This window comes from Bacillus sp. CR71 (assembly GCF_003429245.1).
Classification (GTDB): Bacteria; Bacillota; Bacilli; order Bacillales; family Bacillaceae_G; genus Bacillus_A; species Bacillus_A thuringiensis_S.
Genome location: NZ_CP031748.1, coordinates 763,397 through 770,435 on the forward strand (window position 1 = coordinate 763,397; position 7,039 = coordinate 770,435).

A 7,039-nucleotide genomic window follows, 5' to 3' on the forward strand; every position below is an offset into this window, starting at 1 on the left:
TGATGAGACCGGTAGTAGTAAAAGAAAAACAATTAAATGAGTCACAAATACATGCTGTAGAAGATGAAGTTAGACAAGCGAAAACGATGGATCGTGATATCGTAACACATGCGATGAAGCAATCCATTGCGAAATTGAATCCGAAAGTCATGATAAAGAATCCGATTATGTTCGTTGTGGAAATTGGATTTATCATTACGTTCATTTTATCTTTTCTTCCAAGTAGTTCTAGTAGTATACCAGGTTGGTTTAATATAACAGTTTCTCTCATTCTATTATTTACAGTTTTATTTGCGAATTTTGCAGAAGCATTAGCAGAAGGTCGTGGTAAAGCGCAAGCCGATACTTTAAAGCAGTCGAAGAAAGATGTGTTTGCAAATGTTGTAAAAGAAAATGGAGACATTGTCCAAGTTTCAGCAACTGATCTTACAAAAGGTGACGTTGTTATCGTAAAACAAGGAGAAATGATTCCAAGTGATGGTGAAGTAATCAAAGGGTTAGCATCTGTAGATGAATCTGCAATTACAGGGGAATCAGCTCCTGTTATAAAAGAAGCGGGCGGTGATTTTTGTTCCGTAACAGGTGGAACGATGGTCGTAAGTGATGAAATTAAAATTGTCATTACGAGTAATCCTGGTGAATCATTTATCGACAAAATGATTTCTTTAGTAGAAGGAGCTGCTCGTCAAAAAACGCCGAATGAGATTGCTTTAAATACAGTATTAACGAGCTTAACTCTTATTTTCTTGATCGTCGTTATGACGTTGCCGATTTTTACAAATTATTTAGGTTTTCAAATTGATACTGCTGTGCTAGTTGCATTATTAGTTTGTTTAATTCCAACGACAATTGGTGGGCTATTATCGGCAATTGGTATTGCTGGGATGGACCGGGTAACAAAATTTAACGTGTTAGCGATGTCGGGGAAAGCAGTAGAAGCTGCTGGCGATATTAATACAATTATTTTAGATAAAACAGGTACAATTACTTTTGGGAACCGGATGGCTCATACATTATTGCCTGTAGGAAATGAAACGATTGAGCAAGTTGGAAAGTGGGCCGCTATTAGTTCTATTTTAGATGAAACACCAGAAGGTCGATCTGTTATCGAGTATGTGCAGGGAAAATCTATATCATACAATAGGGAACTTGCAGAACAAGGTGAGTTTGTTCCGTTTAAAGCAGAAACGAGAATGAGTGGTGTTGATTTACAAGACGGAACAAAAGTGAGAAAAGGTGCTGTAGGTGCCGTTATTGAATGGGTTGAGTCACAAGGCGGAATAATTCCGAAAGATGTAAATCAAAAAGCAGACTTAATTTCAAAAGAGGGTGGAACACCACTTGTAGTTGCAGTAGATAATCGTATTTATGGTTTAATTTATTTAAAGGATACAGTAAAACCGGGTATGCGTGATCGTTTTGAACAGTTGCGCCAAATGGGGATTAAAACGGTTATGTGTACAGGTGATAATCCGTTAACAGCAGCAACGATTGCAAAAGAAGCAGGAGTAGATGAATTCGTTGCCGAGTGTAAACCAGAAGATAAGATTGCTGTTATTAAAGCAGAGCAAGATAAAGGGAAGCTTGTAGCGATGACAGGTGATGGTACAAATGATGCGCCGGCATTAGCACAGGCGGACGTTGGATTAGCGATGAATAGTGGTACGACAGCAGCGAAAGAAGCGGCGAACATGATTGATCTAGACTCGAATCCGACGAAAATTATTGAGGTTGTAGGAATCGGTAAGCAATTGTTAATGACGCGAGGTGCGTTAACGACGTTTAGTATTGCGAATGATATAGCGAAATATTTTGCAATCATTCCAGCAATGTTTACACTTGCGATTCCGCAAATGGAGGCATTGAACATTATGAAATTAACATCACCACTGTCAGCGATTTTATCAGCATTACTATTTAACGCTGTTATTATTCCATTACTCATTCCGTTAGCGATGAAAGGTATTGCATATAAACCGATGAGTTCTAATGCATTGCTTAGCCGAAACTTACTTATTTATGGGCTTGGCGGAGTTATCGTTCCGTTCATTGGAATTAAGGTAATTGATATGATTGTCGGCTTGTTTATATAAGGAAGAGGGGAAAAAGATGGAGAAGAAACAAAGTATACTATCACCAATTATCCGTATTACTTTTACATTTCTAGTGTTGTGTGGACTTGTATACCCACTTATTGTTACTGGTATTGCACAAGCAGTGATGAAGGATAATGCGGATGGAAGTCTAATATATAATGATAAAAATGAAGTGATTGGTTCTAAATTAATTGGTCAAAACTTCACGGATCCACGTTATTTTCAAGGGCGTGTTTCTAGTATTGAATATAAGGCTGAAGCATCTGGTTCAAATAACTATGCACCATCTAATCCAGATTTAGAGAAACGAGTAGAGAAAAGTATTGAAGAGTGGAAGAAACAAAATCGGGCTGTTCCGGTAACAGAAGTGCCGATTGATCTAGTGACAAATTCAGGTTCAGGGCTAGATCCTGATATTAGTCCGAAGGGGGCGTCCGTACAGGTAGAGCGCATCTCGAAATTAACGAGAATCCCGAAAGAAACGCTGGATCAGTTGATTAAAGATCAAACAGAAGGTGCAGCACTTGGTTTATTTGGAGAAGATCGAGTGAACGTCTTAAAGCTAAATTTGGCATTACAGAAATTAATGAAATAGTAACAGTGCTACCTCAATCTAATGGATTGAGGTAGCGTTGTTTCGAATGAAAGGTAGTGTTTATTTTGTATGCAGATGATTATGAACCGAAGTTTCAAAGGCGAACGCCAGAGGAATATTTAGAATATATTCGTCAGCAAAATCGCGGAAAGTTAAAGCTATATGTAGGAGCAGCTCCAGGCGTAGGAAAAAGTTATAAAATGCTCTATGATGCTAGAGAGATGAAAAAGGATGGTACGGATATTGTAATTGGTTTAATTGAAACGCACGGGAGAAAAGAGACAGAAGACGCAATTGCTGATTTAGAACAAGTTTCTTTAAAAGAAATAGATTATAAAGGGAAAGTGTTTTATGAACTCGATGTGGAAGGAATTATAAAACGGGCACCGCAAGTCGTTGTTGTGGATGAACTTGCGCATAGTAATGTTCCTGGTTCTAAACATAAGAAACGTTATATGGATGTGCAGGAATTGTTAGAGGCTGGTATATCGGTATTATCAGCTTTTAATATTCAACATTTAGAAAGTGTTCATGATATTGTAGCTCAAATTACGAATGTAAAAGTAAGAGAACGAATTCCAGATTTTATTTTACAAAAAGCAAATGAAATTCAGCTCGTTGATGCAACGCCTGAGGTATTAAGGAAGAGACTAATAGACGGAAAGATATATAAAGAAGAAAAAATTCAGCAAAGCTTACAAAATTTCTTTACGCTTAATAATTTAGGGGCACTAAGAGAATTATCACTTCGGGAAGTGGCAGATGATATGGACGAGAAAATTAGCCAAACAGTAATAGAACCGATTGGTGTAAAAGAAAAAATTCTTGTTTGTGTACAATACAGTTCGACAGCGGAGAAATTAATACGACGGGGATGGCGCATGGCTGATCGGTTAAATGCTGAATTGTACGTATTAAACGTTGAGAGGGAAAATATAGATTCTATTTCAGCTGGAAAAAAGCAGACGATTGAAGAGTGGAAGTTGCTAACGAATCAATTTGATGCAAGCTTTGTATTAGAAGAAGCAAAAGGAAGAAAGCCAGCAGATGTTATTATTGAAGTGGCAAAAAGATTACAGGTGACGCAAATTTTACTTGGACAATCGGCAAGAACAAGGTGGGAAGAAATACGAAAAGGCTCTATTGTAAATGAAATTATGAGACAAACAAAATTTATTGATATTCATATTGTTGCGGATCAAAGAGGGTAAAATAGAGCTGACCTTTTTGGGGCCCTATTTTACTTTTTGTACAGCATGAAAGCGTAGCATTTTCATTGCATATAAGATTACAAGTAAAAACATAATTGCGCCTAGGAAGAAAATCCAAAAGTATTTTTGGTTAAATAAAAGAAATCCACCTATAAGTGGCCCTGTACCCATACCAAGATAGCGGATGAAGTTGTACATACCGATAGCTGTTGCGCGTTCTTGTACAAATTCTTCTGTTAATAAAGTAGTATGAGTTGGCATAGAAAGTCCCATACTAAAACCGTACAAAGATGTAACGATAATGATGAACGTGATATTGATGTTATATGTGAAAGAGAATAAAGTGACACATATAATATTGAAGAAACTTGTAATGAATAAAGCTTGCTTTGTTGTGAGGCGTTTTTGCAAAAACTTGTAGCAATAACTTCCTAGCATAATAGAAAGAGACATCGGTACAAACATAAGACCAATTTCACTTGCAGTTAAGTGAAATGAATTTGTTAAAATGCTCGGTAAAAAAACGAGGAAGCAAAAGTAAATACAAAATTGAATGAAGCCAATAAGAGTAATAGAAAATCCAGTTTTATTTTTTAAGATACGCCAGTAATTCTTTTTTGCTTGCGGTTGTTTACTTACAGTTGGTTTTGTTTCTGGAAGTAGTGAAATATTTATCGTTAATAAGAGAATGCCAAGTATAGATAAAAAGAGAAATACGGATACGTGGCCATTTATACTGCCTAGATAACCACCAATGAGAGGGCCGATCGCAGGTGCAAGAGCAAGTAACATTTGATACAGGCTCATTGCTTCTCCTCGTTCTTTTCCTTCAAATAAATCGCCGATAATCGTTGCTGCTACTACAGGTATAGCTGCTATTCCTATAGCTTGAACAGCTCTGAAAAATAGAAATACATATATGTTCGCTGAAAAAGCACATCCGATTGAACCAATTGTACTAATGATCAAACTAGGGATAAGGACAGATTTTCTCCCTTTTGTATCAATGAAAGGTCCATATATGAGCTGCATAGTCGCAAGAACGAATGTGAAAAGGGAAACTGTTACATTTACAAGATAAAGAGAAGTGTGAAAAGAACCTTGAATCATGGGCAAGATAGGCGTGTAAATATTTTGAGCGAAGGAACCGAGTAAGGCACTCATACAGACGACATATAAAATGAAATGTATTTTGGGTTTTTTCATTATGTTAACCTCCTTGTCATTTAGTTTCCTTGGAAACTAAATTTATTTTAACATGATTTTCTCACTTGTAAATATGAAAAAATGATTTTAAAATGGTATATAGTTAATTTGTTTCTTTAGAAACTCAGGAGGCGAACGGATTGGATTATGCAACGAAACAAATGGAAATACTTTCGGACATTCGTACACTTTTGCATAAAAAAGAAGAACATTTGAAAGGGCAAAATGAGAAATTTCTTCGTGAGACAGGTATAAGTGGTATGTCTTTATCTGAGTTACATGTGATCGAGTGTATCGGGAAAAATGGTTTGATGAATGTAACTGCTATTACGACAGAAATGGGAATGACGAAGGGTGCAATCTCTAAAATTTGTACAAAGTTGTTTCAAAAGAAATTCGTTGAGAAGATGCAAATGTTAGATAATCAAAAAGAAATCTTCTTCCGTTTAACGGAAAGCGGAAATGAAATATATAAAGCTCATGATAAATTACATAAACAAGCTGAAGAAAAGTGGCTGTTATTTTTAGATAGATATACGAAAGAAGAGCAAGATTTTATTCAAAGATTTATAAAGGATGTCTCCAACCATTTGGAAATATAATTGGAAGAAAAAACTCCTTTTTCTCAAGTCTTTTGAATATAATTTCTGAAAGAACTCATATATAATAGAAAAAGATACTTAACATGGTGAATAATTAAAGAGTCAATATATATAGAGGAGAGAGTAACATGCTTGAAAATACGGGGTTAGTATTAGAAGGCGGCGGTATGCGTGGTGTGTACACGGGCGGGATATTAGAATACTTTATGGAACAAGATTTATATTTTCCATATGTAATCGGTGTATCAGCTGGTGCTTGTCATGCAGCGTCGTATCTTTCCAGACAAAGAAATAGAAATAAAACAGTAAATATTGATTATGCATCACACCCAAAATACTTATCGTATAAAAATTTATGGAGAAAACGCCAGTTATTCGATATGGAGTTCATTTTTCATGAGATTCCAGAAAAGCATGTTCCGTTTGATTTTGAAACATACTTTAATAGCCAAGAGCGTTTCCTTGTAGGAACGACAGATTGTGAAACAGGACAGTCTATTTATTTTGAAAAAGAAGGAACGAATGATGATGCACTAAATTTATTACAAGCATCTAGTTCATTGCCTTTCATTGCACCTGTAGTAAATTACCGTGGTAAGCAATTATTAGATGGCGGGATTTCGGATCCAATTCCAGTTCGTAAAGCACAGGAAGATGGTTTTAAAAAATCAGTCGTTATTTTAACGAGAAATCATGGTTACGCGAAGAAAAAATCAAAGTTTGGATGGGTTGCAGCGAAAGCTTATAAAAAATATCCGAACCTTGTTAACACGATGCTAAATCGTTATGAAGTGTATAATGAAACACTTCACTACATCGAAAAAGAAGAACAAGCAGGTAATTTATTTGTTATTCGCCCAGAAGTGCCGCTTCAAGTAGATCGTATGGAAAAAGATACAGCAAAACTACAAAATTTATATGAGCAAGGCTATGAAGATGCAAAGAGACAGTTTGCAGATTTACAGTCGTTTTTACAAAAATAAGTATTAGGCTGCGGAGAAGAATTTCTCTGCGGCCTTTTTATATTGGTTTTAAAAAAATGTATAAATGTTTAAGTTTTTTAAGAGTTTGTAAAACATATAGTTTTCTTATTGAGGAGCATTCAATTGAAGGATACTATGACGATGTAGCACTACTACATTATTCATTTAAGAGGTGATTGTTAATGAAGGGAAAAGTTTTTTCGGTTCTGGTGCAAAAATAAAATACAAGGGCATAAAGCGCATATATTCCTCATGGAATGGAATCGTACCTTATCCTGCAAGTCCAAATAATTGATGGATGAATGCTTTCTGATTTTGAACAGACTGGTCCCGTAAATCAATCTGT

General features: G+C 35.8%; 6 protein-coding genes. 5 read left to right on the forward strand and 1 reads right to left on the reverse strand.

The genetic code is table 11. The annotated features are described in order from the left end of the window. The first annotated feature begins 2 nt into the window (after positions 1-2). From kdpB to kdpDN, 3 genes are read left to right on the forward strand one after another with little or no spacing between them, the layout of a single operon-like run. Positions 3-2,093 (forward strand): potassium-transporting ATPase subunit KdpB, encoded by a 2,091-nt coding sequence (gene kdpB, locus DOS87_RS03920; RefSeq protein ID WP_208730206.1) that lies wholly within the window; start codon positions 3-5, stop codon positions 2,091-2,093. Between the two features lie 16 nt (positions 2,094-2,109). Further along, positions 2,110-2,691 carry a K(+)-transporting ATPase subunit C gene (kdpC, locus tag DOS87_RS03925; RefSeq protein WP_151525329.1) on the forward strand — a complete coding sequence of 194 codons (582 nt, stop codon included), beginning with the start codon at positions 2,110-2,112 and terminating at the stop codon, positions 2,689-2,691. Between the two features lie 56 nt (positions 2,692-2,747). Beyond that, positions 2,748-3,902 (forward strand): KdpD-like non-kinase potassium sensor, encoded by a 1,155-nt coding sequence (gene kdpDN / locus DOS87_RS03930; protein ID WP_003300067.1) that lies wholly within the window; start codon positions 2,748-2,750, stop codon positions 3,900-3,902. 24 nt (positions 3,903-3,926) lie between these two features. On the opposite strand, the gene DOS87_RS03935 is transcribed toward kdpDN, so the two are convergent. After that, positions 3,927-5,108 (reverse strand): MFS transporter, encoded by a 1,182-nt coding sequence (locus DOS87_RS03935; protein ID WP_098853248.1) that lies wholly within the window; start codon positions 5,106-5,108, stop codon positions 3,927-3,929. 140 nt (positions 5,109-5,248) lie between these two features. Here DOS87_RS03935 and DOS87_RS03940 point away from each other — a divergent pair, with 140 nt between their 5' ends. Both DOS87_RS03940 and DOS87_RS03945 read left to right on the forward strand, forming a co-directional pair. Further along, the gene (locus DOS87_RS03940) at positions 5,249-5,710 is read left to right on the forward strand and encodes a MarR family transcriptional regulator (protein WP_000384217.1); all 462 of its coding nucleotides are present in this window, start codon (positions 5,249-5,251) and stop codon (positions 5,708-5,710) included. A gap of 128 nt (positions 5,711-5,838) precedes the next feature. Then, complete coding sequence (locus DOS87_RS03945; protein ID WP_098578312.1) at positions 5,839-6,693, forward strand: patatin-like phospholipase family protein; 855 nt, start codon at positions 5,839-5,841, stop codon at positions 6,691-6,693. Positions 6,694-7,039 lie beyond the last annotated feature (346 nt).

Excerpts from the sequence above, each read along its gene's own strand:
- kdpB (WP_208730206.1), top strand. The coding sequence starts at position 3 with ATGAGACCGGTAGTAGTAAAAGAAAAACAATTAAATGAGTCACAAATA.
- kdpC (WP_151525329.1), top strand. The coding sequence starts at position 2,110 with ATGGAGAAGAAACAAAGTATACTATCACCAATTATCCGTATTACTTTT.
- DOS87_RS03935 (WP_098853248.1), bottom strand. The coding sequence starts at position 5,108 with ATGAAAAAACCCAAAATACATTTCATTTTATATGTCGTCTGTATGAGT.
- DOS87_RS03945 (WP_098578312.1), top strand. The coding sequence starts at position 5,839 with ATGCTTGAAAATACGGGGTTAGTATTAGAAGGCGGCGGTATGCGTGGT.